Annotated in this window: 1 protein-coding gene; it reads left to right on the top strand. The window is 48.0% G+C overall.

Annotation, left to right across the window (positions count from 1 at the left end; all coding sequences use genetic code 11):
* Nucleotides 1-104 precede the first annotated feature (104 nt).
* Nucleotides 105-1,151, top strand: a 1,047-nt coding sequence (gene menD / locus R7P67_RS25590; protein WP_318086420.1) for a 2-succinyl-5-enolpyruvyl-6-hydroxy-3-cyclohexene-1-carboxylic-acid synthase, incomplete at its 3' end; no start/stop codon positions are given.

Here is a 1,151-nt window from a genome sequence, read left to right as displayed (position 1 = left end):
ATTGTTCCTGGATCTGTTGCTGAACACGAGTGGGCTGAGTTAGATAAAAAGATGTCGACGCTGTTAACGTTGATTTCCGATCATCCGCCGCTTGGAGTGGCATCATGAGTTACGATCAAGCGGTTCTCAATCGAATTTGGTCAGAGACCATTTTGACTGAGCTTCACCGATTTGGTGTGAAGCATGTTTGTATCGCGCCGGGATCGCGTTCGACTCCTTTGACTTTAGAAGCGGTGGAACGGCCAAATTTTTCCATTCATACTCATTTTGATGAGCGTGGATTAGGTTTTATGGCGCTTGGTTTGGCGAAAGCGAGCCAAGAGCCGGTAGCCGTTATCGTGACTTCTGGCACTGCGGTCGCAAACTTGTTGCCTGCGGTAGCAGAAGCTAAATTAACGGGCGAAAAACTGGTTTTGCTTACCGCTGATCGCCCTGTTGAACTCGTCGGTTGTGGCGCAAACCAAGCAATTAATCAGCTTGGGATTTTTTCGCAGCATGTATCGGCAAATTTGAACTTGCCAAGTCCGAGTTTAAATACGCCGCTCAACTGGTTACTCACTTCGGTTGATGAGGTGATGTTTAACCAGCAGTTACATGGCAGCGCGGTTCACATTAACTGCGCCTTTCCTGAGCCGCTGTATTCTGACGGGGAAAAAAGCGCTTACCAAAGCTACCTGAACAGTGTCGAAGCGTGGCGCAAAGGCGGTCAAACATATACTCAACGATTCGTCAGTCCATCATTTCGTGACATTCCATTTTGTGCTGATAGAAAAGGAGTGGTTGTTATTGGCAGCTTACCTGCTGATCACGCGCAAGCGGCAAAAGCGTTTGCACAGCAAATGGGGTGGCCTGTATTGGCGGATCCGCAAAGTGGAGTTAGCTCCGGTTGGTCACATTATGATTTGTGGTTACAACAGCCTAAGTTGGCCAGCCAACTCGACGAATGTGATTTGGTGCTCCAGTTTGGTAGCCGCATCATATCTAAGCGCTTGAACCAATGGATTAATAAACAGGTGTCGCAAAGCCAAAAAGGCCGAGATGTTCAGTACTGGTTTATCTCGCCAAGTTTAAGCCGAGATAACCAAACACACCTTCCGCAATTGCATTGGGCTGCATCACCTAAAAGTTGGGTCGAGCGTGTTGATGTTAAG

It is taken from the genome of Vibrio sp. Vb0937 (genome assembly GCF_033338855.1).
Note: the sequence above shows the minus strand (reverse complement) of the source record. Positions and strands in the feature narration are given on the sequence as shown.